The sequence below is a fragment of the Clostridium sp. AF23-6LB genome (genome assembly GCF_003461085.1).
Classification (GTDB): Bacteria; Bacillota; Clostridia; order Lachnospirales; family Lachnospiraceae; genus Coprococcus; species Coprococcus ammoniilyticus.
Map to the genome: position 1 here is coordinate 61,528 of NZ_QTWK01000004.1, position 21,677 is coordinate 83,204.

Consider the following 21,677-nt stretch of genomic DNA (forward strand, 5'->3'; position numbering starts at 1 on the left):
ATGGCTGGAAAAACAAAAAAGAAACTGACCGTTACACAGATGCGGTCTGTCATAAAATTCCTGATCGGTGTCAACATCGTCCTGCTCATCGCCGTTATCGTTCTGTCCGTCCTGTTGGCGGTCAGTCGGTCAAAAAGCAGCAAGGATGCCGTCTCGATCATAAAACCGGACGGAAAATACACAGTCTGTCTGGATCCGGGACATGGCGGTTCCGATATCGGTGCAACCGGAATTAATAATATTCATGAAAAAGACGGGAATCTGAAGCTTTCCTTAAAGGTTGCAAAACTATTAAAGAAAAACGGAGTAAAAGTTGTCATGACGCGTGATGATGATTCTACCGTTTCTTCCGAAGAACGTGCTGCGATTGCAAATGACTGCGACGCAGATCTCTATCTGGCACTCCACAGGAACTACGCAGCAAATCCTGAGGCCTGTGGTGTAGAAGCATGGATCTACAGCTCCGGTTCCGAAAAGAACCATGCGATCGCAGATACCATCCTGTCCAATCTGGAAAAGGTCGGAATCTCCGATAACCGTGGTGTCCGTACCGGAACACAGTTTGACAGTGACAACGATTACATCGTTATCAAACAGACAAATATGACAAGTCTGATCATCGAGATGGGCTTTATCAGCAACGAAAATGACGTAGAGCTCTACGATGATAACATGGACGATTACGCCGCCGCGATCGCAAACGGCATAATAGAATGGCTCAACGAATATCAATAAACGCACAGATGCCGATATAAACAACCCGCCTGCGGGTACTATGAAATATCACGTTTGCCTACCTTCCTTTCATACAATTTTATATGCATATGTCTTTGCTGCAATAAAGTCATTTGCAGCTCCGACATAGCACAAAATTGTATGAAAATCAGTCGGCTGCTCTATGGATGTTTCATAGTACCGGCAGACAGTTTGTTCATATCGGCATTTTATCTATTCATTATTTTATTGTTATGGTTGTTACCGATCGAATATCAGAAACAGAACTTCCGATATAGATCGTATAACTTCCTGCTATGACCTTCCACGCATCCGTCTTCTCATCAAAATGACGAAATGCATCTGCTGTCAATTCAAATTCCGCATACTTTGTTTCTCCCGGTGCAAGTGATAACTTGCAGAAGCCCTTCAGCTCCTTCACAGGATTCTCCGGACTTACCTCCGCTTCTCCGACATACAGCTCTACCGTCTCTTTTCCGGCAAGCTTTCCGGTATTTGTTACCGGGATCTGTACCTTAAATGTCTGACCATCCGGCTCTTTTACCTGCATATCTCCATAGGAAAATGTCGTATAAGATAATCCATGGCCAAATGGGAACTGTACCGGGATCTGATATTTGTCATAATACCGATATCCGACAAATACGCCTTCTCTGTATGTTTCCGTCAATTTTGCATTCATTCTTTCATGTTCTTCTTCCGTTAAGGTTCTTCCGGGGAAATCTCCAAAAACCATCGCCGGTACTTGATCAAGAGATTTCGGCATGGTCATCACAAGTTTACCGGATGGATTTACTTCACCAAACAAGATTTCACCGAGTGCTCTGCCACCTTCCATTCCTGCATAACTCATCCATACAATCGACTTTGCATCATCAATCCATGCGCTCATATCAACCGGATTACCTGCCATCATGACAATGACCATATTCGGATTCACTTTTAAGAGCTCCGTGATCAGTTCATCCTGATGATATGGAAGCTTCAGATCCGGTCTGTCGTATCCTTCTTCATCTGTATCATGATTTAAACCGCCAACAAAGATCACATCATCATATTCTGAAGCAAGTGCAACCGCCTCTTCACGAAGTGCCTTCTGGATCTTCCGTCCTTCCGGATCATTTCCTTCATAAGCACCCTGCTCCGATGCCAGTTCATCCAGACTTACCTCCTGCCAGTTCAGTACCTGCTGTCTGTTCTTATCCGGTACATAATAACCTTCTGCATAGGTCACTTCGCAGTTACCGCCAAGCTCCATCTTAATGCCAAGCAGTGGATTGATCTCATAAAGTGCCGCAATCTCCGCACTTCCGCCACCATTTGAATGAAGCTTTGCTGCATTATGTCCGATCACCAGAAGCCGATGTGTCTTCTCAGGGGCAAGCGGCAGTCTCTGATCTTCATTCTTTAATAGTACAATTGATTCTCTGGCTGTCTCTAACACTGCATCCTGATGCGCCGAAGTATCATAACTTCCTTTCTTCCGGCTCCAGTCACGAACCGCATAGACGGCCGGCTTCTGTTCCGTGCAGCCAGCATATGTAGCCGTCTGTTCATTGTACCCACTTTGGGCTTCTACAATATCGATCATCTTGACACGGAGCATGAATCGAAGAATACTCTTTACCTTTTCATCAACTCTTTCCTCTTCGATCTCGCCATTCCTTACCGCATTTAACAATGGATCTGCCATGCAGTATTCATCGAAATTTGCATAGATCGACATCTCTACATCGATCGGGCTTTCTGCGGCAGCCTTTGTATCGTGGATGCCGCCCCAATCAGAAACAATCAGACCGTCATAATTCCATTCTTTCCGCAGTATCTCACCGAGCAGTTCATTATTTTCACAACAATGGACTCCACGGAACAGATTATAAGCACCCATAATAGATCTTACATTTGCTTTCTTTACTGCAGCTTCAAACGCAGGCAGATAGATCTCACGGAGCGTCCGTTCATCGATCTCGACATTTACCCAGTTCCGTTCTGTTTCCTGATTATTAACAGCAAAATGTTTTACACAGGCACCCACGTCAGAACTCTCGATCCCCTTGATCACCGGAACTGCCATCTCCGATATCAGAAATGGATCTTCACTGAAATACTCAAAATTTCTCCCGCAAAGCGGCGTCCGCATAACATTAACACCCGGCGCAAGTATGATATCCTTGCCACGTCCTCTGGCTTCTTCACCAAGTACCGTTCCTGATTTTTCTGCCAGCTCCCGGTTCCATGTTGCTGCAATCGCACTGTTGCTCGGACAGTATGTAACGCCATCATCATTATGTCCAGCTCTGCCCCAATTATCATTAAAAAATTCGAACCGCACCCCGGTCGGACCATCCGACATCACGATTGGGGGGATTCCAAGTCTTTCTACTGCCCCGGTGCGGAACAGACCCGCACCATGGATCATCTTTATTTTTTCTTCTAATGTCAGTTCATTTACTAACTGATTGATCTTTCTTTCATAATCTTTGTGAAACATCGTATTTTTCCTTTCTGTCCAGATATTTACAACCCTTATCTGCAAACGATACGGTTGCTGCAGGCTGTATGAACCGTTGTGTCGGCTTTCACTTCAAGTTCCGTCCCTCTGCCTGCTCAAATGCTTTATTTATAGCATCTATTCTATTCTGATTTTAATCCCTCCCCGATGCAATCGTCAATGCAAATCATTCCACACTGAAACTTTCTTTAAAAAATGATACCATCTTATTCCAGCTTTTCGCTCTTGCCTTCCGGCAACCCTCCGGATATTTGGCTTCCATTGTCATAAAGTGTGCCAACATCCGGTTCATCTTCTCTTCTCCACCAATTCCCGACAACGCTTTCTCCGGCATCGTCAGACAATGACCTGCTTCCGGATAAATCACACATTCGTATCTGTAAGGGAAATGAACCTCTTCTAACTTTCTCATGATTCTTGGAAATGCTTCATCCGACGGCCATGTATCATCATATTCCGGTGCAAGCAACAACACATCGCCCTGTATATTTTCCACCTTGATACGGCTGGCATCCGTACGGTCTTTAAAACATTCATTATAGTAAAAACGGTTCATCGCTTTCGATCCGTAATTCGGATTCTTTTTCCATGCCCGTAAGGTCGAACCTAAATGAGACAATGCCTCTGCTTGCTCATATGGTATATCTTTCCCATGATAACTGAAATATGATTTATGCTGTCTGACTACCATATGTTTGCAGCCCTCAACTACAAAATCAAATCCGGATACCGATACCACACAGGAAATATCCGGGAGCATAGACGCACACAATAACGTATATGCCGCCCCAAGAGATAAGCCTGTCATTCCGATGCCGGTAATCTCGACCGGACAGTTATTCTTTAACCAATGAACCGCCCGCTCTGCATAATCAACCGGAATAAATACCGTATCCTTTGAAAGCGGCGGCCACAGATAGAATCCAACCGATAACACACTAAATCCTTCCTCTGCGAGAAGCTTCGCGCGTGCTTCTACAAAATCCCGTTTCTCTGCACTTCCACCGACAAATATAACTGCTTTATCTGCATACTTTGTTCCCGGAAAAAAGGTTCCAAGAAATCCTTCCTTTTCTAATGTACACTGTAAATTCTGCTGTGCTTCCATGTATGTATCTCTCCCTTTCATGTTAGTTTAAACTAACAAAAGTATATCACATTAACACTAAAATACTATAGTTTTTTATAAATCTAATTAATGTTTACATAAATAAAAGGACATTCCTTGATGTCCTTTTAAAATCATCTTATATACTATTTCCAAGCAACTTCTTTCCTCAAATTTCATACTATATATGTCTATATATTTTAATATTCTTTATTCCTTTCATACTCGCAATTAGTTACATATTTATATGTAAATCCTGATACTTCATTTACACTTTTTTCATATGTAACCTTTATATTATTTGAACTAATAGTCATGGTTATATAATCATCTATCTTTATAGTACCTAGATCCTTAACTTGCTTATTAAATGAAAATTTATATTTATCTGTATGTAACATACTGGTAATTGTTGAATAATTCGTATATATGTATATTGTTCCCTCGCCCTGCAATTTTACAGTTCCATCATTCTGTGGTACACATCTTATCTGAATTGATCCATTACTATAATGAATATTACCGAAATGATGGCTATAACCATTATCGTTGCTTTTTTATTATATTTTTTCTGTTTTCACCACATTTCGGACAATATACAGCATTATCCATTACTTCTGCACCACATTTTTTACATATCACTTTTATTTCACCTCCGAATCAATCTGCTCTGTATCGTCTTCCAATGTTATATCTTCAATTTTAATCTCATAGTTTTCAGCTAACGCTTTTATTATCTTGTCCAACTGATCTGTTAAACCAGCATAGTCTATATTTAACTGTGTATAGTCTGAGCTAAATGTATATCGATTAATACTACTGTTAATAAATTAGCAACTAGAAGTGGCTTAACCCAAAGTACTGTTGAAAATATAATGTCTGGCAAAACAAAAAATCCTAAACTAAAAACTCTCCATAGACTAGCGATAGGTCTTGATATGACTGTTTCTGAATTATTAGATTTTCCTGAAATGAATAACACAGCGTTTGAAGATGAATAAATATAATAGCGAGGCAGTACATTTTATATATAAAAACATACTGCCTCGCTATTATATTTTTTATTCTCTATTCTCTGCTCCACACATAGCAGTATGCCTGTGTTCTTGCTGCAAATTTTGCTTTCTTAAGAAGTTCTCTGACTTCTGCCTTTGTATACCAGCCGGCTTCGATCTCTTCTAATGTAGAAGTACTCTTATGGAACTCTCCCCGTGCCTTTCCAACAACGCAGACATTTGTTTCATTTGAAAAACCAACCGCACTGTAGCTGGTTCCGATGAAATCATCGATCTCATATAATTCCAGCCCTGTCTCCTCACGAAGCTCACGCTTCGCACTCTCCTGCGGTGTCTCACCCGGATCGATCAGACCTGCCGGGAAGTTATATACCCATTCTCCCGGAGCAAGACGGAATTCCTTATCGATCAGTATCTTCTCGCCGGTCTCATCCGTAGCAATGATCACAACTGCATCTGCCATTTTGCCATGCAGTCCTTCAAAATCCGTAATGTCACCATTCCGGCTGATCATCTCATATACCTTCTCCTGATGATCCACTGTCTCATATGTTATATCATAGCGGGTAATAAATTTACCTTCGCATTTCTTTTCTACTTTTTTGAATTGCATTTTCAAATAACACCTTTCGAGTACTAATATTATAAACCGAAGCCGGCATAACAAGATCCATATGATCCGTAACAGAAACGCTTATGTCTTTCCTTTAAGAAACCTCAACATCAAACCGGAATTTTGTATAAGCAGGATTCAGATAACTCATGGTAAACTCTACAATATTATAATCTGCATCCGCACCCTGATAATTGATCTTATAAATCGCAGTTCCACGTTCCACCTGCAGCAGCTCTGCGAGCCGTTCATTTGCCTCACATATGACCAGCTTCTGTCCAAAATGGCATGGCATATGTCCTTTTGCTTCCATATAATCATATAAAGACACTTTGGCGAAATCAAACTCATCCAGATCATCAAAATATTTTGCCGGTACATATGTATATTCCACTGCAAATGGTATATCACCCTCTGATCGTACCCGGTAAATTCCATATATCATCTCATCATCCGAAATTCCAAGCTTATATCCCAGATATTTACTTCCTGTGATCTCACCGGTCCCGAGAAGGCGGTTTTTTACCTCCATTCCACCCTTACGAAGCGTCGCTGTGATGCCGGTATTTCCTGCTTCATTTGAATTATCCAGATCGATCTTTTTCTTATCTCTTTGTGCAACATACGTTCCAGAACCCGGTTTACAAACCAGATATCCTTCTTCTACAAGCTTACTGATCGCACGTTTTACGGTCATACGGTTCACACCATAGGCTTCCGCCATTTTTCTCTCACTTGGTATTGCTTCACCCGGCAGATATTTTTTTTCATCTATTTTCTTGATAATAGAATCCTGTAATTGAATATATAATGGCATTCTATAATCCATGGAGCACCTCCTCCATCTTTTGCTTAATGACAGGATCTTCTTTTTCAAATGCGACCCATTCTTTATTGATCACCGATTGCAGATATTCCATAACCTCACCTTTCTCGTCATATGTGATTCCCTCTTTTTTTACAAGAGCAGTCAGCTTGTCAACATTCAAGGCTTTGGCTTCATTTTCATCAGCATATACAATTCCGACTGTTAATTCCTGTTTTTTGGGAATATGATGATATTCCTGAATCAAAATATCAAATAACGAATTATCTTCCAGATCAAACCGCATCAGCTTAGGAGCCTTGCTTTCCGGTATATATGAATATTCTATGGTGATCGGAACAGCCCTGTCTTCTTCTACGACCATACGGATACGGGTAATTTTGAATAACGGAGTTCCTAACGGAAGCTTAATACTTTTATTCAGTTCCTTATCTACTTCCACACGCTCAAACGCCAACAGTCTGCTTCTTGTTTGTGCCCCCATCTTTTCCAGCTTTTCACTGAATGATCGAATTCGGTCAAGATTGGATATCATTCTTCTGTGGGCTATGTAGTTGCCGCTCCGTTCCCTGCATTCTATGATCCCTTCATCCTCTAATAATTTATATGCAGATCTGACGGTAGCTCTCTGTACCCCAAACTGTTCAGCCAGATCCCGTTCAGATGGGAGTTTATCTCCTTCTTTCAGTTTATTTTTCATAAAGTAAAATTTTAATTCATACGCAATAAACTCATCTTTATTCATCAATTTCATGGCAAACTCCCTCCTGTACTCTATTAAGTATAGCAACTTTTCCAAACGCAAACAAGCAGGAAATGTCAGTTTATAAGACCAAAAACAGACCCGTACATGTGCGGATCTGTCTCTGTATACTTTTTATAACTCTCTTATTTTTTTCCTTAACGGAAGTATCATACCCGGTGCAACTGATAACTCATCAATGTTCATCTGTAAAAACCTTTCTGTCAGACTTAGATCGGCTGCAAGTTCACCGCATATTCCAATCCACTTTCCTTCTGCATGAGCATTCTCTGCTGCCATTTGGATCATAGATAACACCGCCGGATGGTGTGAATCATAGAAGGAATCCAGATTCCGGTTCTGGCGATCAATTGCCAGAGTGTACTGCGTCAGATCATTTGTTCCGACACTAAAGAAATCCACTTCCTTTGCCAGCTCTCTGCTGATCATAACCGCAGCCGGAGTCTCAATCATTATACCGGTTTCAATCTGATCGGAAAATGCTATTCCATCTGCACGAAGTCCGGTCTTCACCTCGTCCATTATCTCTTTAATACGACGAACCTCTGATACCGAAATGATCATCGGAAACATGATCGCAATCTGGCCATACGCGGATGCTCTGAAAATAGCTCTAAGCTGGGTCTTAAATAATTCGGGTCTGGTCAGACATATCCTGATCGCACGGAGCCCCATTGCCGGATTATCCTCTTTTTCCAGATTAAAATATCCAACCTGTTTATCTGCTCCGATATCCAACGTACGGATGATCACCCTTTTTCCGGCCATCATTTCCGCTACCTGTCTATAAGCTGCAAACTGCTGTTCCTCTGTTGGATAAGTTTCATTTTCCAGATATAAGAATTCGCTTCTGAATAACCCGATACCACCGGCATCATTTCGGAGTGCCGCTCCTACATCTGATACATTGGCAATATTGGCATAAAGGTTAATCTTCTGCCCGGATCTGGTTACATTTTCTTTGCCCTTCAATGTCTCCAGAAGCTCACGCTGTTCCTGTTCGACAGCTTGCTTTTTTCTCATGGCAACAAGGATTTCTTCATCCGGATCAATATAGATCTTTCCTTCCTGACCGTCTACGATTGCAAGTCTTCCGTCATATTTCGGTGTTAATGTATCACCGATTCCTATAACAGCCGGAATATTCATGGTTCTGGCAAGAATCGCTGTATGGGAATTTGCCGAGCCTTCCACTGTAATAAATGCCAGCACCTTATCTTTATCGAGCTGAACAGTCTCGCTTGGTGCCAGATCATCTGCCGCGATGATTACCTGCTCCGTCATTTCAAATGAAGCATTCTGTTTTTTTGCAAACTGGGAAAGGAGCCTGTTCGATACATCCTTTACATCTGCTGCCCTTCCCTGCATATAGGCATCATCCATCGCTTCAAAGATTGCTGCATAATTATCAGATGTGACACCTATTGCATATTCAGCATTTACCTTTTGTGTATTTATAATATTCTCTACAGAATCATTATAATCCGGATCCTCAAGCATTAACTGATGTGCTTCAAAGATCATGGCATTTGCTTCTCCCACATCAGTAAGTGCCTTGTCATATAACTGCTGCAATTCAGAAAGTGCTTTTTCCTTTGCAGTCCGGAAGCGGCGTATTTCCGCCTCCGGATCATCGACATGACGTCGTTTTATCTGGATTTCGTTCCTTTTAAAGAATTGTATCTTCCCGATAGCAACTCCGCCAAATACACTTTTACCCTGTAATATTACCATATTGTCACCTCTTTAAAATCCGATCCTTTTACAGATGTTCCTGAACGAACGCTTTCAGGTTTGCTGCATCTTCTGCCTCGTTTTCACCTTCTACTTTTATCAGGATCTCCTGACCTTTTTTTGCTCCCAGACTCATAACTGCCATAACTCCTTTTGCGTTTACGGTTCTGGATCCAAATGTTACGGATACTGTGCTCTTACATTTTGCAGCAGCCATAACAAACTGTGAAGCCGGTCTGGCATGAAGTCCCTGCTCATCTGTAATTACATATGTGAATTCAACCATAATAACCGCCTGACCTTTTTAATATTCAAACTGACGATAGTAACGTCTGAATTCCAGACTATGTCCTGTATTCTGCTCATAATGAATAGCAAGTCGTTCTGTTAATATCGCGGTAATAATCATCGGAGAGCAGATTACACGGAACTCATCATCGATACCATCCAGAATGTAATCCTTGGTATCAATAATAACAGCTTTCTTTGTATGTTCTTTTACAAATCGTTCTACTCTTTCATCTAATGGTCGATATTCGTCCTCACCTTTTATTACAAATACCGGAACTCTGTCATCAACTAACTCCAATGGCCCATGGAAGAAATCAGCAGATGAAACAGTCTTTGTACGAACCCACTGCATCTCCTCTAAGATACACATTGTAAAGAGATAGGTCTCACCCCAAAGGACACCGGAGCCTGTAAACATTGTATATGGTTCATGTGCATATGTCTTTGCAATCTCGATCGCTCTTGGCTCAAATTTTTCTCTTGCCGCAAGGAGATCCTTAAACAGATTTTCCATCTGGTCTGCCCATCTGTCATAATGTGGAAATTCTCCTCTGTTCTTTAAGATACGGAGCATTACAAAATAGTATAATAAGTAAGAATGCTCACAGTCACCACATGCATTATAAATCGGGTCTGTCAACAGATTTGCTAAAGGAGTTGTCTCATCCTTTGTAAATCCATATACATTGATTCCCTGATCCTTACAATATTTTACTGCCTTCAAGATCTCCATAGTATTGCCTGATGCAGAAGAGGTAAATACAAGAGTCTTATCTGTAATATGTTTTTTATTTTTTACCAGAAATTCACCTGCATTTTCAAGATAGATCGGAAGATCTGTATATTTCTTGGCTACTTCTACAACCGGATACCATTCTGCCCATGTTCCACCGATACCAAGCATACATACGCTGTCATATTCCTTTGCCGTGATCCGGTCAATCAATGCCTCAACCTCTCCTCTTAATGAGTATGTCTTTGCTCCGTCCTTTAAATATTTCTCTGCGTCAAATTTTTTTAATGCCATAGTTCTTTCCTCCTATTATTTTATTTTTTATTCTCCTATGATTGTTATATAAATTGTTCTATATTGCGGTCCATCATATTCACACAGATATATGTCCTGTGCACTTCCGCTTTTCAGCTTTCCATCTATAACCGGGAATACACAATGATTTCCGGTCAGATGGGCTTTTAAATGTCCGGTCGGATTGCCTGCCATCGCACCGTAGGAATCTAATAACCTCCCATGTGCATATTCTCCATCCTCAGGAACAAGTCTTTCCATCAGATGCCCAATATCATATTCCAGGCACTCCAGTCCTTCATTAACTGCAATTCCTGTTGTCGTATGTGCTGTTATAACATATACAACACCATTTCTGATTTTGCTTTTTTCTACAACCTGCCTGATATCATCTGTAATTTTCACCAGACAGTTATATTCTTTTGTCAGCACCTCTATACTGCCATGTGTTACCATTATACCTCCAATCCCAGAAACTCAATCGCGTTCTGTCCAAATATCAGATCCTTGGTAGATTCTCTTATATCCATAGCTTCTATAGCCTTTTTCATTCTCCGCATCTCTAACCGCGGATCATCAGAGCCAAACATGATCTGATGTCTGAAGCTTCGATCGATCCAGTGCGGTCCCATATCCACTTCGAATACCTTGTGATAAAACTCCGGGGCTGTATCAAAATACAGGAATGCTGTATCCGCATATACATTTCTGTATTTGAGCATCAGCATACAAGTTTCCTGCACCCATGGCCATCCGCAATGTGCAAGACAGATTCGAAGCTTTGGATGTCTGTATGCTGTTTCTTCAAACTCAACCGGCCTCGCATATTTAGATAAGGTATCCGGCTCTACCGACATTCCGCAATGAAACACGATCGGTTTATTATACTTCTCGCATATCTGATATATCGGCTCCATGTATTCATCTCCCGGATAGAACTTCTGCTTTGACGGATGAAGCTTCAGGCCTGCCAGATGATACTCTGCAAATGCTGTTTCAAGTATCTCTGTCGCATTCGGCCTGTGAGGATCTACACTGGCAAATCCGATAAAACGATCCGGATATGTTGCTGTCAATTCCTTTACCTGGTCATTTGTTCCTAGTATGCCTCCATATTCCGTAGTCAGATCCAGTGGAAGCAAAACCGCTTTATCCACTCCGGAACAATCCATCAAGGTTAACAGTGCATCAACCGGGATCTGATCCGTCTTGTATAAGCCATACATCTTTTTTGCAAATTCATTCTGATATTCCGTTTTGCATACCGGCTCTAAAAATGCAGGATGTACATGCATATCAATTACTATTTTTTTCACCTTACTACTACCTCCTTTTTAACCAAGGAAGCCAAAGAATGCTCCTGCTATTCCAAGTACAAGCATGATCAACATAATAAGCAACGGATTAACCTTCTTCTTCAATAACCAATAAGTAACTCCAAATAGCAACAGCACCGGAAGGCCCGGGACAATGCCATTTAACAGATCCTGAATTGTACTTGCTTCTTCGCCGCTTCCAATCTGCGTTATAAAATTAATCGACGTCATATCCATCGTCATGCCGCCAACTACCATAATACCCATGATAGAGGCTACTTCCATAACTACCTTCATCAAACCGGATTCAACAATCTTTGCCATGGATTCACGACCCATTTTATATCCAAGGAATACTCCAAACCATCTGCAGAGATATGCCGGAATGTTAAAGATCAAAAGGAAGAGAATAGGTCCGAGAATGTTCCCCTGCAAGGCAAGTGAACATCCAATTCCTGTTGCGATTACCTTGATCGTGCCCCAGAACAGAGAATCGCCGATTCCTGCTATAGGTCCCATTAATGCTGTTTTTACTGCGCCAATCGAATCTGTATCAAAATCTGCATCCTGTGCATTTTCCTCTTCCATTGCGGCTGTGATACCCATCTGAAATGTTGCAAGATAATGGCTGGTCTGATATAACGTCAGATGACGCTTCATAGCAGCTGCCAGATCCTTCTTATCCGGATATAGTTTCTTTAAAACCGGATACATGGAAAAACAAAATCCTACATTTCCCATTCGTTCATAATTCCATGTATGTTCATATGTGATCTCTCTTAAAAACACCTTTGTGAGATCTTTTTTCGTAACTACCTTATCGTAGTCTGCATGTATCTTAGAACTCATCAAAATCACCTCCGTTATCTGCGGTTTCAACTACCGGTACCGCCCCCTGTTGCTTGTCTCCGAATATGCCAAATGTTACTCCGATTATCACAATAAGTACGGCAAAAATCGCAACTCCTGTTGTGGATATTCCAAGGTATGATACCAGGAAAAAGCCAAGGAAGAAAAATGGTGCAACCTTGCGATTCATCATCTGCTGTGCAAGCATTGCAAAACCAAGTGCAGGAAGCAGTGCTGCTGTTATATCCATACCGGACTGAACAAATTCAGGTATTTTACCAAGAAGTGCTGTTACTGCATCACTGCCAAAATAAAATGCAAGTGGGATGCAGACAATACCAAAAAGATTCTGAAGATATCCTGCGATCAGATAATCTCTGTTAAATGCCCGTATATTACCTTTTTCAGCATCACGGTCACATTTGTGGATCATAACAAGCATCAACGGCTGGCAGATACCGGTATTTGCCGCAAGCATTACGGTTGCGATCGGAATACCAAGTACTAAAGCTGTTTCCGCTCCGCCTCCTGACTGAATCGCAAGTGAAACACCGAGCACAGTGCCTGCGATCAGATCCGGCGGATTATATGCACCGATCGATACGGCTCCTACAAGTGCAAGTTCCATAGTTGCCCCCATAATAATACCGGCCGGAAGATTTCCCATTACCAGACCTACTAACGGTCCAAGAACGATCGGTCGCTGCAGGCAGCTTGTACCAAGCAGCCATTCTGAATAACCAAGCAGGCCGATCAGAAAAATAAGTATTGTTTTTAATATCATAATCTGTCCCTCCATTCATCCGTTAAAACAGCGATTTGCATTTAATTACTTTATCAGCCGGGATCATCTGAATAAATACATCAACGCCATCATCAACCATCTCTTTTACCAGAGCCAGCTCGGCTGCATCCATATATGCGCTTCTACCATATAATTTTGCATTTTCATGGTATGCAATGTTGCCGATATTTAATGTCTTTTCTCCTGTAGCTTCAATGATTGCTTTGGCTATTTCTACCGTTTCACAGATGATAAATAATTTATATTTATCAGTTACCCCGCTTTTCAATGCCTCTACAGCTTCCGCTGTATTTTTTACTACAACCTTTGTTCCGGATGGTTTCGCCATCTTTAGTGCGTTTAATCTCAGCGGATCATTTTTAACCGTGTCACTTACCAGTAGCAGGCAATCTGCCCCTAATGATGCTGTCCATGATACTGCTACCTGTCCATGTAAGAGACGATAATCAACACGAATTGATTTGATCATATAAACCTTCTCCTTTCTTTTCTGTTAATACACAGATTAAAAATCTTCATCATCATACGTTGTATTTACTGTATTACAATAAACCATCATATCTTTAGCCTCTGCAACCGCACTCTCAATTACAGACGCCGTATCCTGATCCTCTGCACTCAGCAGGATACCGATCACTGCAGCCAGATTCACACCGGCAACAACATGTATCCTTGGATCAGACAATAATGCGGATGCATTATTATTCACACTTCCGCCTAAAAGATCTGTCATTATCACAATCTCTGCCTCTGAATCCGCTTCAACAATTCTCTTTAATTCCGGAAGCGGATCCGGGCATTCATCTGTATAAGCATTGATACAGGTCAGATTTTCCTGTGCACCTGCCAGCATTTCAATCGTTGTCAACATTCCTTCGGCCATCTTTCCGTGTGTTGCTAAAACATATTTTCTCATCCGTTCTCCTCCCTTCTGCTCCTTTCAAGCTTTTCTTTCATAATCCTGTCATAGTCTTCTGTTTTTGGCGAAACAGCCTGTTCCATCCGGGAAAACAGCGGATGACAAGTAAAATTATTTTTTTCCTTTGTTACATGAGCCGCTATATATTGAAACAATGCAGCTGTATATAACGGTGTGATCTCTGCCGGAAGCCGGCATGGTATCCGAATCTGTCCATCTCGTTTATCGTGAACCTGATCCGTAATCATATAGCAGTGCTCCGTGATCAACAATGTTGCTTTATAAATATCATACAGTCGATCAGAGGTTTTACCACAATCTATAAAGAAAACCGAATAATCCGGAGTAAGCTGCATATCCGGTCCATGTATAAATTCTTCGCTTTCATAATATACCGTCGGAACTTTCAGAGTTTCCTGAAATTTCAACGCTCCCTCTCTGACCGTTGCCAGATTGGCTCCATCGCCGACCAGTATTGCTTTTTCCATACACAACAGATCCTGATATCGTTTTTGTACCAATTCTTTCGCCTGCATCAGGCAAAGCTCCTGCATTTCACAAGCATTCCGGATCTGGCTTACTGCAGTTTCATATTTCTGATCACTAATTTCTCTTTTTTGAAAACCTATCTCCAATATCATAAGCATGAGGAACTCGATCAAAGTAGAATATCCAAGCGTTACATAATCAATGGTTTCATTTCCAACTCCATACTCCACAAGACGATCCGTGTATCTGCTTGCACTGCCATTTTCATTCCCGGTTAACAAAACAAATGGTTGATGCTCCTTATTTAGCTCCTTCATAATTTCTATTATGTTTGTACTGCAGCCACTCTGGGATATTAAAATCGTAAACCGGTTCTTTTCTCTCTCCCGGTAAACATCCAGATATTCCACTGTACTTAATACACTGATATCGAATTTACTGTATTTTAAAAGAAACGGTCGAGCTGCATATGCTGCATTCAGGGACGATCCGGATGCGATCAGACATATATCTTCTTTGTCCTGATCCAGATACCAGTCGCATATCTTTTTGGTAAGAGACTTTCTCTTATCAAGATTATCTTTCATAATACGACCGGAAACCTGAATATAATATTCCATATCCTTCTTCATTTTCCATCTCCTTTTGTGGTTCTTTTTGTGAACCACTTTGTAAATATAATATACCACCTATCAACTGGTTTTGCAATACCAATTTTATATTTTTTTATACCAACTTGAAAATTCGCAAAAAAATAGAGAAACCGGTATACTTATAGTACCAATTTCTCTGTTTTTTTGATATCATTTTTTTAAATTACGGATTGCATCTTTTTAATTATCTTATTCACTTACAACCGTACGGTTACGTCCGGCTTCCTTCGCCTGATACAGCGAATTATCTGCCCGATTGAACCATGCCTTTGCACTCTCTCCTTTGGAATATTCCGCAACACCACAGCTACAGGTGATTCCACTGTTATTCATGAACTGGAAGTAGTAGCATCGGAATTCTGTTCTTACATCCTCTACGACATTGATCACCTTTGGCAGTTCAATGTTGCTGAACAATATAACAAATTCCTCTCCACCGTAACGGAATGCAAGACCATAGTCTTTTGATTTCTCCTTCAGCATCTTACAAAGAGCCTTGATAACCACATCACCATTGCTGTGTCCGTATGTATCATTTACATTCTTGAAATGGTCGATATCAAAGATCGCAATATATGCTTTCTCACCGGTCTCCTCGGTCTGCAGGATTTCTTTCTCCAGACTCTCCTCAAAGGAACGTCTGTTATATAATCCTGTCAGCGGATCTTTACGAAGCTCTGTCATAAGACTCATCTGACGAACTGTGAAATTGCCGATGGATTCCATCAGTTCCTTCGTATGCATATTCAGTAAGCACGTTACAAAGGTCAGTATAAATACCAATACAAATGATGTAACAACATATCCACTGAACCGCATCTGTGTCCAGTCATATAAATGATGCAGATGAATCTCATTGATGATAAGACTTGCCGATGCAAGAAGTGCGATCACGATCGTAATATTCTGATTCGCAAAGATAGCCGTGATCACGATAGCGATCGTTGGCATCAGCACCAGAATGATCGAATTGTAATGTTCAAATGCAGGTACTGCCAACACTGTAAACATCATCAGGGAAACCAGCCAGTCTGCACCATTATCGGTTAATTTATTCTTCTTTAAAGCGACCAGCGTTCCTGTCAATGCTGCTGCATATATCAGAAATGGCACTACAACATATAATGTAATATATGCTCCACCGGACATCCCGAGATCTGCCTTATCATTTCCTATATTCGTCATACACATGATCAATTCAACAACCATGAATATACACGCTAACGTCAGAAATACCTTCCATAACAACATCTGCCATTTTTTGCTGATATTAACAGTGATTGTATCGTTCATCACGAATTCTCCTTAAATAGCCCTCAGTTTTCCTTTCCCATGTGAAAACACTCACATAGATGATTTTACACTATATCCTCTGTATCGTCCACTCTTTTTTGTCAAAAATACCTAAAAAAACACATTTTACAGATGAAAACCTATACATAATGTAACATTTACCAATTTTGACGTTGGATTTTTCTCATTAATCAGGTTGATTTTCGTATCTTCCGGTTAAAGTAGTCAGCGACATTTACTATACAAACGCCAGCTGACACAAAGATACCTCCTGTCTTTTGAACAGGAGGCATCCTTGGTTTGATCTGTATCTATATTTTTTATTATAATGCATAACCAACTTCAAATGCTTTCAGATTCATCTCAACAGTCTTTGGAGGAACTGTTGCCTTGATGACCTCAACCCATTTGTCATGGTCAAAATCCATATGCTTTGCGGCAACACCGATTATGATCGTATTGAATACCTTTGGATTGCCCAGCTTCTTTGCCTCTGCCATCGCATCGATCGAGATCACCTTATGCTTCTCTGATAATGTCTCTAAGATGTGATCCGGATATTCTGCCTGACCGGTTACAACCGTGATCGGATCGATTCTCTGATCATTTGCAATAATTACGCCATCCTTCTTCAGAAAATGAGCATAACGCATAGCTTCCAGCTTCTCAAATGCGATCAGAACATCTGCATGACCTTCTTCTACAATCGGTTCCGCAACCTTCTCACCATATCTTACATATGTAACAACACTACCGCCTCTCTGGCTCATACCATGAACCTCGGAGAGCTTTACATCATAACCTGCTGCTGTCGTAATACCACCGAGGATACGGCTTGTAAGAAGAGTTCCCTGTCCACCGACACCAACTATCATAATATTCTTTACAGCCATTAGAATTCCTCCTTTTCGATCGCATCAAACTTACAACGCTTCATACACAGTCCGCAACCATTACACATGGTCTCATCGATCTGGATCGTTCCATCCGGCTGCTTGATAACTGCCGGACATCCCGGCTTTAAGCACATACCGCACTTCTTACATTTCTCCGGGATAGCTCTGCATACACCTGTTACCTTGGTTGTCTTTAAAAGAACACAAGGAGACTTGGTGATAATAACAGAGATCTCATCCTTTGCAACTTCCTCTTTGATCAGCTTCTTTAAACCGTCAATGTCAAATGCATTGATCTCATGTACACTGTCAATACCGATCGCCTTACACAATTTATAAATGTTGATCGCATATGTAGGTTCACCCTGCAAGGTCTTACCGGTCGCTGCATGATCCTGATGTCCTGTCATACCGGTTGTTGAGTTATCAAGGATGATAACGGTTCCTGTACCCTTGTTGTAAACCATGTTCATCAGAGAGTTTACACCTGTATGCATGAATGTGGAATCACCGATAACCGCAACCCAGTTCTTGATATAATCTTTTCCTTTTGCTTTTTCCATACCATGTAATGTAGAAATGGAAGATCCCATACATACGGTTGTATCAATTACGCTAAGCGGCGCAACTGCTCCCAGTGTATAGCATCCGATATCTCCTGCTGCATGGATCTTCAGTTCGTTTAATACTGAAAATACACTTCTATGCGGACATCCCGGACAAAGGATAGGTGGTCTAGGCGCAACCTTTGCAGGTTCTTCCTGCTCAACCTTCTCGCCGAGGATCTTCTCTCTTAACATATTTGCACTGTATTCACCCTGAACGGTCAGAAGCTCCTTACCTACTGCATCGATGCCCCAGGCTCTTACCTGTGTCTCGATATGAGGCTCTAACTCCTCAATAACATACAGCTTATCAACCTTTGCCGCAAAGTCTTCGATCAACTTTCTAGGAAGCGGATTTACCATACCAAGCTTTAATACGGAGGCATTTGGCATTGCTTCCTTTACGTACTGATATGGAATACCGCTGGTGATAACACCAACGCTGGTATCATTCATCTCTACACGATTGATCGGCATATCCGCACCGTCTGCTGCCATGTCCTTTAATCTCTGTTCTACAAATACATGACGAGGGATCGCATTACCCGGCATCATAACCATCTTCTTAATGTCTCTCTCGTATGGCTTATCCTCTACTTCTACTCTGTCATTTAATTCAACAACGCCCTGTGAATGTGCCAGTCTGGTTGTTGTACGGAGCATGATCGGAGTATCGTACTTCTCGCTGCATTCAAATGCATACTTTGTGAACTCCTTTGCTTCCATACTGTCAGATGGTTCAAACACCGGAATCATCGCTGTCCTTGCTACCAGTCTGGAATCCTGTTCATTCTGTGATGAATACATACCCGGATCATCGGCTGCTACTAAAACCATACCACCCTTTACACCGGTATATGCTGCTGTAAATAATGGATCTGAAGCTACATTCACACCTACATGTTTCATTGATACGATTGAACGCACACCGGCAAATGATGCTCCGATCGCAACCTCTGTTGCAACTTTTTCATTTGGAGACCATTCTGCATATATCTCAGGATATTTTACAATATTCTCACTGATCTCTGTACTTGGAGTACCCGGATATGCTGCTGATACCTTTACACCGGCTTCATATGCGCCTCTGGCGATCGCTGCATTACCGAGCATTATCTTTTTTTCACCCATTAATTTATCCTTCCTGTCATTTCTCATATTTGCCTTTTGGCAACTCTAATGCTTTATTATACAAGAATTATCAATAAAAGGGAAGTGCTTCTATACGTTTAAAAATAAAAAAGCATATATCAGAGAAAAAATACACCTTTTACGGCTTATATTTATTATGAATTTCGAGTATAAATAACCGGCCGTCTGTTAATCGCACTGCCACATCTGTGCCTTAGGTTCACGTTGAGATAACTTCTCCGTCTTCCGCACCAGTTCAAGGAATTGGCTCCGGTATAACTGATCGTTGCTTGCCTGAGCCATGTCCCTTTCATTTATCTCAACCGTGATTCCTGCTTCCGCAAGTTCTTCCGCCATCTTATACGTCGCTGTTCCTTTATATGTGCTGTCCGTAAGCAGCATTCCATATGCCGCAACCGCCGATGCAAAGCTCAGGTCATGAGACATTCCCTTTTGACCGCTTTCTGCCTTTATAACGGCTGTTTCCAGTGTGCTCTTATCTCCATCCGGCTCTTTGTAACGGATATTCACGGTTGCCAGTTCGCCGGAATAATCTGTACTCTGCTTTTTCGATGTATATTTTGTCTCTGTCTCCGGCACATCAAATTCCGAATCGACTGGAACCACCTCATAGAGTGCAGTCACCACATGACCGGCTCCGATCTCGCCGCCATCCACCATATCATCTGCAAAATCTTCTGCGGAAAGCGCCCGGTTCTCATATCCGATCTGCCGATAACCTTTCACCTGCTCCGGATTGAATTCAATCTGTAATTTGACATCCTTTGCAACCGTATATAAGGTTCCACCCATTTCATCAACCAGAACCTTCTTTGCTTCATAGACTGAATCCAGATACGAGTAATTACCGTTTCCGTGATCTGCCAGTGCTTCTAACTTGTTATCTTTCAGATTATCAGAGCCAAATCCCAGAACACTCAAGAATATACCGCTGTCCTTCTCCTCAGTGATCAATCCTACCAGATCACTCTCGCTTGTCAGCCCGACATTCAGATCCCCGTCCGTCGCAAGGATCACCCGATTATTTCCGTCTTTTATAAACTGCTGCTCTGCGATCTCATATGCCGTGATCAGTCCCGCACTTCCATTTGTGCTGCCGGATGCTTCCAGCGAATCCAGTGCCTCGCATATCGTATAGGCCTCCGAACCTGCCACGCCATTTAAAACAACCGTATCTGAACCCGCATATGTAACAATACTGATCCTGTCATTTTCATCCAGATTCTCCGCCAGCATCTTAAATGCTTTCTGTGCCAGCGGCAGTTTATTTTCCTCATACATAGAACCGGATGTATCGATCAGGAATACCAGATTGGATGCTTTCTTCTCACTCATATCGATCGCGGCCGTATTCAGTCCTACCATCATCAGCTTTGTATCTTTATTCCATGGACAATCCGCATATTCCGTATATACTGCAAACTTCTTCCCAGCCTCCGGGTCTGATACATAGTCATAATCAAAATAATTGATCATTTCTTCGACCCGGACTGCTCCTGTCGGCGGCAGCGTTCCTTCTTCGATATAACTTCTGATATTGCTGTAGGATGCTGTATCACAGTCTGCCGCAAATGTTGAAAGCGGTGAATCTTTAGTAGACACAAACCGATGTTCTTCCTGATAGTCATACTCTCTGGTATCATAACCGGATTCTCCATATCCGATTTTTACATATTCAGAATTTGATGCACTATCCATTACCGAGTTATATGTATCGGCAGCCGAAACCACACTATCACAAGCCTCTTCTTCTATACATTCCGGCACAGCCATATTTTGCTGTGACTGTCCGGATTCCGCTATATTTTCTTCAAATTCCTCTTTTATGGCTTTCTGTCTGTATCTTTCTGCGATGCTCTCCCGCTCCGTACCCGACCGGCTTTCCGTTCCCTGTCGTTCTCCATGCGTGCCTCCTGTTTCTCTCCCACTTCCGCAGCCTGCAAGGCAGCCCGCCATCATGCAGGAGATTATAACCACACTTACCATCCGTCTGATTTTTCTCATAAAAAATACCCTCCTTATCTTAGTCACTATCCGATAGCTGCATAATTTCTGCTCTGATCACCTCTGACGTT

At 41.7% G+C, this 21,677-nt stretch carries 21 protein-coding genes; 2 read left to right on the forward strand and 19 right to left on the reverse strand.

The genetic code is table 11. The features are described 5' to 3' along the window. Complete coding sequence (locus tag DWY07_RS09810) at positions 1–735, forward strand: N-acetylmuramoyl-L-alanine amidase (protein ID WP_117785320.1); 735 nt, start codon at positions 1–3, stop codon at positions 733–735. 220 nt (positions 736–955) lie between these two features. Here the strand turns inward: DWY07_RS09810 and DWY07_RS09815 are convergent, their stop codons facing one another. Both DWY07_RS09815 and DWY07_RS09820 read right to left on the reverse strand, forming a co-directional pair. Next, positions 956–3,226, reverse strand: coding sequence for a glycoside hydrolase family 3 C-terminal domain-containing protein (locus tag DWY07_RS09815; RefSeq protein WP_117822921.1), 2,271 nt, complete (start codon positions 3,224–3,226; stop codon positions 956–958). A gap of 187 nt (positions 3,227–3,413) precedes the next feature. Then, positions 3,414–4,355, reverse strand: a complete 942-nt coding sequence (locus DWY07_RS09820; protein WP_173783669.1) for an acyl-CoA thioester hydrolase/BAAT C-terminal domain-containing protein — start codon at positions 4,353–4,355, stop codon at positions 3,414–3,416. An 809-nt stretch (positions 4,356–5,164) separates the two neighbouring features. On the opposite strand from DWY07_RS09820, the gene DWY07_RS09835 reads away from it, so the two are divergent. Beyond that, positions 5,165–5,356, forward strand: a complete 192-nt coding sequence (locus DWY07_RS09835) for a helix-turn-helix transcriptional regulator (protein WP_226801040.1) — start codon at positions 5,165–5,167, stop codon at positions 5,354–5,356. Positions 5,357–5,423: 67 nt separating this feature from the next. Here the strand turns inward: DWY07_RS09835 and DWY07_RS09840 are convergent, their stop codons facing one another. From DWY07_RS09840 to DWY07_RS09920, 17 genes are all read right to left on the reverse strand, one after another. Next, positions 5,424–5,984 carry an NUDIX hydrolase gene (locus tag DWY07_RS09840; RefSeq protein ID WP_117808696.1) on the reverse strand — a complete coding sequence of 187 codons (561 nt, stop codon included), beginning with the start codon at positions 5,982–5,984 and terminating at the stop codon, positions 5,424–5,426. 94 nt (positions 5,985–6,078) lie between these two features. Beyond that, positions 6,079–6,813, reverse strand: a complete 735-nt coding sequence (locus tag DWY07_RS09845; protein ID WP_117822923.1) for a GntR family transcriptional regulator — start codon at positions 6,811–6,813, stop codon at positions 6,079–6,081. Continuing rightward, on the reverse strand, positions 6,803–7,564 hold the full coding sequence (locus tag DWY07_RS09850) for a GntR family transcriptional regulator (protein WP_117808698.1): 762 nt from the start codon (positions 7,562–7,564) through the stop codon (positions 6,803–6,805). The genes DWY07_RS09845 and DWY07_RS09850 overlap by 11 nt, the downstream gene beginning before the upstream one ends. A gap of 123 nt (positions 7,565–7,687) precedes the next feature. Further along, positions 7,688–9,307, reverse strand: coding sequence for a phosphoenolpyruvate--protein phosphotransferase (ptsP, locus tag DWY07_RS09855; protein WP_117822925.1), 1,620 nt, complete (start codon positions 9,305–9,307; stop codon positions 7,688–7,690). Positions 9,308–9,335: 28 nt separating this feature from the next. Then, positions 9,336–9,593: an HPr family phosphocarrier protein gene (locus DWY07_RS09860; RefSeq protein ID WP_117785315.1), complete on the reverse strand. Its 258-nt coding sequence runs from the start codon at positions 9,591–9,593 to the stop codon at positions 9,336–9,338. Between the two features lie 18 nt (positions 9,594–9,611). Continuing rightward, the gene (locus DWY07_RS09865; RefSeq protein WP_117822927.1) at positions 9,612–10,625 is read right to left on the reverse strand and encodes an SIS domain-containing protein; all 1,014 of its coding nucleotides are present in this window, start codon (positions 10,623–10,625) and stop codon (positions 9,612–9,614) included. A gap of 27 nt (positions 10,626–10,652) precedes the next feature. Beyond that, on the reverse strand, positions 10,653–11,081 hold the full coding sequence (locus DWY07_RS09870) for a secondary thiamine-phosphate synthase enzyme YjbQ (protein ID WP_181983906.1): 429 nt from the start codon (positions 11,079–11,081) through the stop codon (positions 10,653–10,655). After that, a complete protein-coding gene (locus DWY07_RS09875) occupies positions 11,081–11,941 on the reverse strand; it encodes an amidohydrolase family protein (RefSeq protein ID WP_347465475.1) in 861 nt (286 codons plus the stop codon). The genes DWY07_RS09870 and DWY07_RS09875 overlap by 1 nt, the downstream gene beginning before the upstream one ends. A gap of 18 nt (positions 11,942–11,959) precedes the next feature. Continuing rightward, complete coding sequence (locus tag DWY07_RS09880; RefSeq protein WP_117808702.1) at positions 11,960–12,790, reverse strand: PTS system mannose/fructose/sorbose family transporter subunit IID; 831 nt, start codon at positions 12,788–12,790, stop codon at positions 11,960–11,962. Beyond that, positions 12,780–13,574, reverse strand: coding sequence for a PTS sugar transporter subunit IIC (locus tag DWY07_RS09885; RefSeq protein ID WP_173783667.1), 795 nt, complete (start codon positions 13,572–13,574; stop codon positions 12,780–12,782). The genes DWY07_RS09880 and DWY07_RS09885 overlap by 11 nt, the downstream gene beginning before the upstream one ends. 22 nt (positions 13,575–13,596) lie before the next feature. Then, complete coding sequence (locus tag DWY07_RS09890) at positions 13,597–14,064, reverse strand: PTS sugar transporter subunit IIB (RefSeq protein ID WP_008401131.1); 468 nt, start codon at positions 14,062–14,064, stop codon at positions 13,597–13,599. Between the two features lie 36 nt (positions 14,065–14,100). Continuing rightward, positions 14,101–14,511: a PTS mannose transporter subunit IIC gene (locus DWY07_RS09895; protein ID WP_117808704.1), complete on the reverse strand. Its 411-nt coding sequence runs from the start codon at positions 14,509–14,511 to the stop codon at positions 14,101–14,103. Beyond that, complete coding sequence (locus DWY07_RS09900; RefSeq protein WP_117808705.1) at positions 14,508–15,635, reverse strand: SIS domain-containing protein; 1,128 nt, start codon at positions 15,633–15,635, stop codon at positions 14,508–14,510. The genes DWY07_RS09895 and DWY07_RS09900 overlap by 4 nt, the downstream gene beginning before the upstream one ends. Positions 15,636–15,845: 210 nt before the next feature. After that, the gene (locus tag DWY07_RS09905) at positions 15,846–16,949 is read right to left on the reverse strand and encodes a GGDEF domain-containing protein (RefSeq protein ID WP_117808706.1); all 1,104 of its coding nucleotides are present in this window, start codon (positions 16,947–16,949) and stop codon (positions 15,846–15,848) included. 323 nt (positions 16,950–17,272) lie between these two features. Continuing rightward, entirely contained in the window at positions 17,273–17,842 is a 570-nt protein-coding gene (locus tag DWY07_RS09910) for an indolepyruvate oxidoreductase subunit beta (RefSeq protein ID WP_117808707.1), read from the reverse strand. Then, positions 17,842–19,581 (reverse strand): indolepyruvate ferredoxin oxidoreductase subunit alpha, encoded by a 1,740-nt coding sequence (gene iorA / locus DWY07_RS09915; protein WP_021943606.1) that lies wholly within the window; start codon positions 19,579–19,581, stop codon positions 17,842–17,844. The genes DWY07_RS09910 and iorA overlap by 1 nt, the downstream gene beginning before the upstream one ends. Positions 19,582–19,770: 189 nt before the next feature. Beyond that, positions 19,771–21,606, reverse strand: coding sequence for a VWA domain-containing protein (locus DWY07_RS09920; RefSeq protein WP_242997335.1), 1,836 nt, complete (start codon positions 21,604–21,606; stop codon positions 19,771–19,773). Positions 21,607–21,677 lie beyond the last annotated feature (71 nt).

Excerpts from the sequence above, each read along its gene's own strand:
- DWY07_RS09870 (WP_181983906.1), bottom strand. The coding sequence starts at position 11,081 with ATGGTAACACATGGCAGTATAGAGGTGCTGACAAAAGAATATAACTGT.
- DWY07_RS09815 (WP_117822921.1), bottom strand. The coding sequence starts at position 3,226 with ATGTTTCACAAAGATTATGAAAGAAAGATCAATCAGTTAGTAAATGAA.
- DWY07_RS09820 (WP_173783669.1), bottom strand. The coding sequence starts at position 4,355 with ATGGAAGCACAGCAGAATTTACAGTGTACATTAGAAAAGGAAGGATTT.
- iorA (WP_021943606.1), bottom strand. The coding sequence starts at position 19,581 with ATGGGTGAAAAAAAGATAATGCTCGGTAATGCAGCGATCGCCAGAGGC.
- DWY07_RS09905 (WP_117808706.1), bottom strand. The coding sequence starts at position 16,949 with ATGAACGATACAATCACTGTTAATATCAGCAAAAAATGGCAGATGTTG.
- DWY07_RS09850 (WP_117808698.1), bottom strand. The coding sequence starts at position 7,564 with ATGAAATTGATGAATAAAGATGAGTTTATTGCGTATGAATTAAAATTT.
- DWY07_RS09880 (WP_117808702.1), bottom strand. The coding sequence starts at position 12,790 with ATGAGTTCTAAGATACATGCAGACTACGATAAGGTAGTTACGAAAAAA.
- DWY07_RS09865 (WP_117822927.1), bottom strand. The coding sequence starts at position 10,625 with ATGGCATTAAAAAAATTTGACGCAGAGAAATATTTAAAGGACGGAGCA.
- DWY07_RS09920 (WP_242997335.1), bottom strand. The coding sequence starts at position 21,606 with ATGAGAAAAATCAGACGGATGGTAAGTGTGGTTATAATCTCCTGCATG.
- DWY07_RS09845 (WP_117822923.1), bottom strand. The coding sequence starts at position 6,813 with ATGGATTATAGAATGCCATTATATATTCAATTACAGGATTCTATTATC.
- DWY07_RS09890 (WP_008401131.1), bottom strand. The coding sequence starts at position 14,064 with ATGATCAAATCAATTCGTGTTGATTATCGTCTCTTACATGGACAGGTA.
- DWY07_RS09885 (WP_173783667.1), bottom strand. The coding sequence starts at position 13,574 with ATGATATTAAAAACAATACTTATTTTTCTGATCGGCCTGCTTGGTTAT.
- DWY07_RS09810 (WP_117785320.1), top strand. The coding sequence starts at position 1 with ATGGCTGGAAAAACAAAAAAGAAACTGACCGTTACACAGATGCGGTCT.
- DWY07_RS09840 (WP_117808696.1), bottom strand. The coding sequence starts at position 5,984 with ATGCAATTCAAAAAAGTAGAAAAGAAATGCGAAGGTAAATTTATTACC.
- DWY07_RS09895 (WP_117808704.1), bottom strand. The coding sequence starts at position 14,511 with ATGAGAAAATATGTTTTAGCAACACACGGAAAGATGGCCGAAGGAATG.
- DWY07_RS09900 (WP_117808705.1), bottom strand. The coding sequence starts at position 15,635 with ATGAAGAAGGATATGGAATATTATATTCAGGTTTCCGGTCGTATTATG.
- DWY07_RS09860 (WP_117785315.1), bottom strand. The coding sequence starts at position 9,593 with ATGGTTGAATTCACATATGTAATTACAGATGAGCAGGGACTTCATGCC.
- ptsP (WP_117822925.1), bottom strand. The coding sequence starts at position 9,307 with ATGGTAATATTACAGGGTAAAAGTGTATTTGGCGGAGTTGCTATCGGG.
- DWY07_RS09910 (WP_117808707.1), bottom strand. The coding sequence starts at position 17,842 with ATGGCTGTAAAGAATATTATGATAGTTGGTGTCGGTGGACAGGGAACT.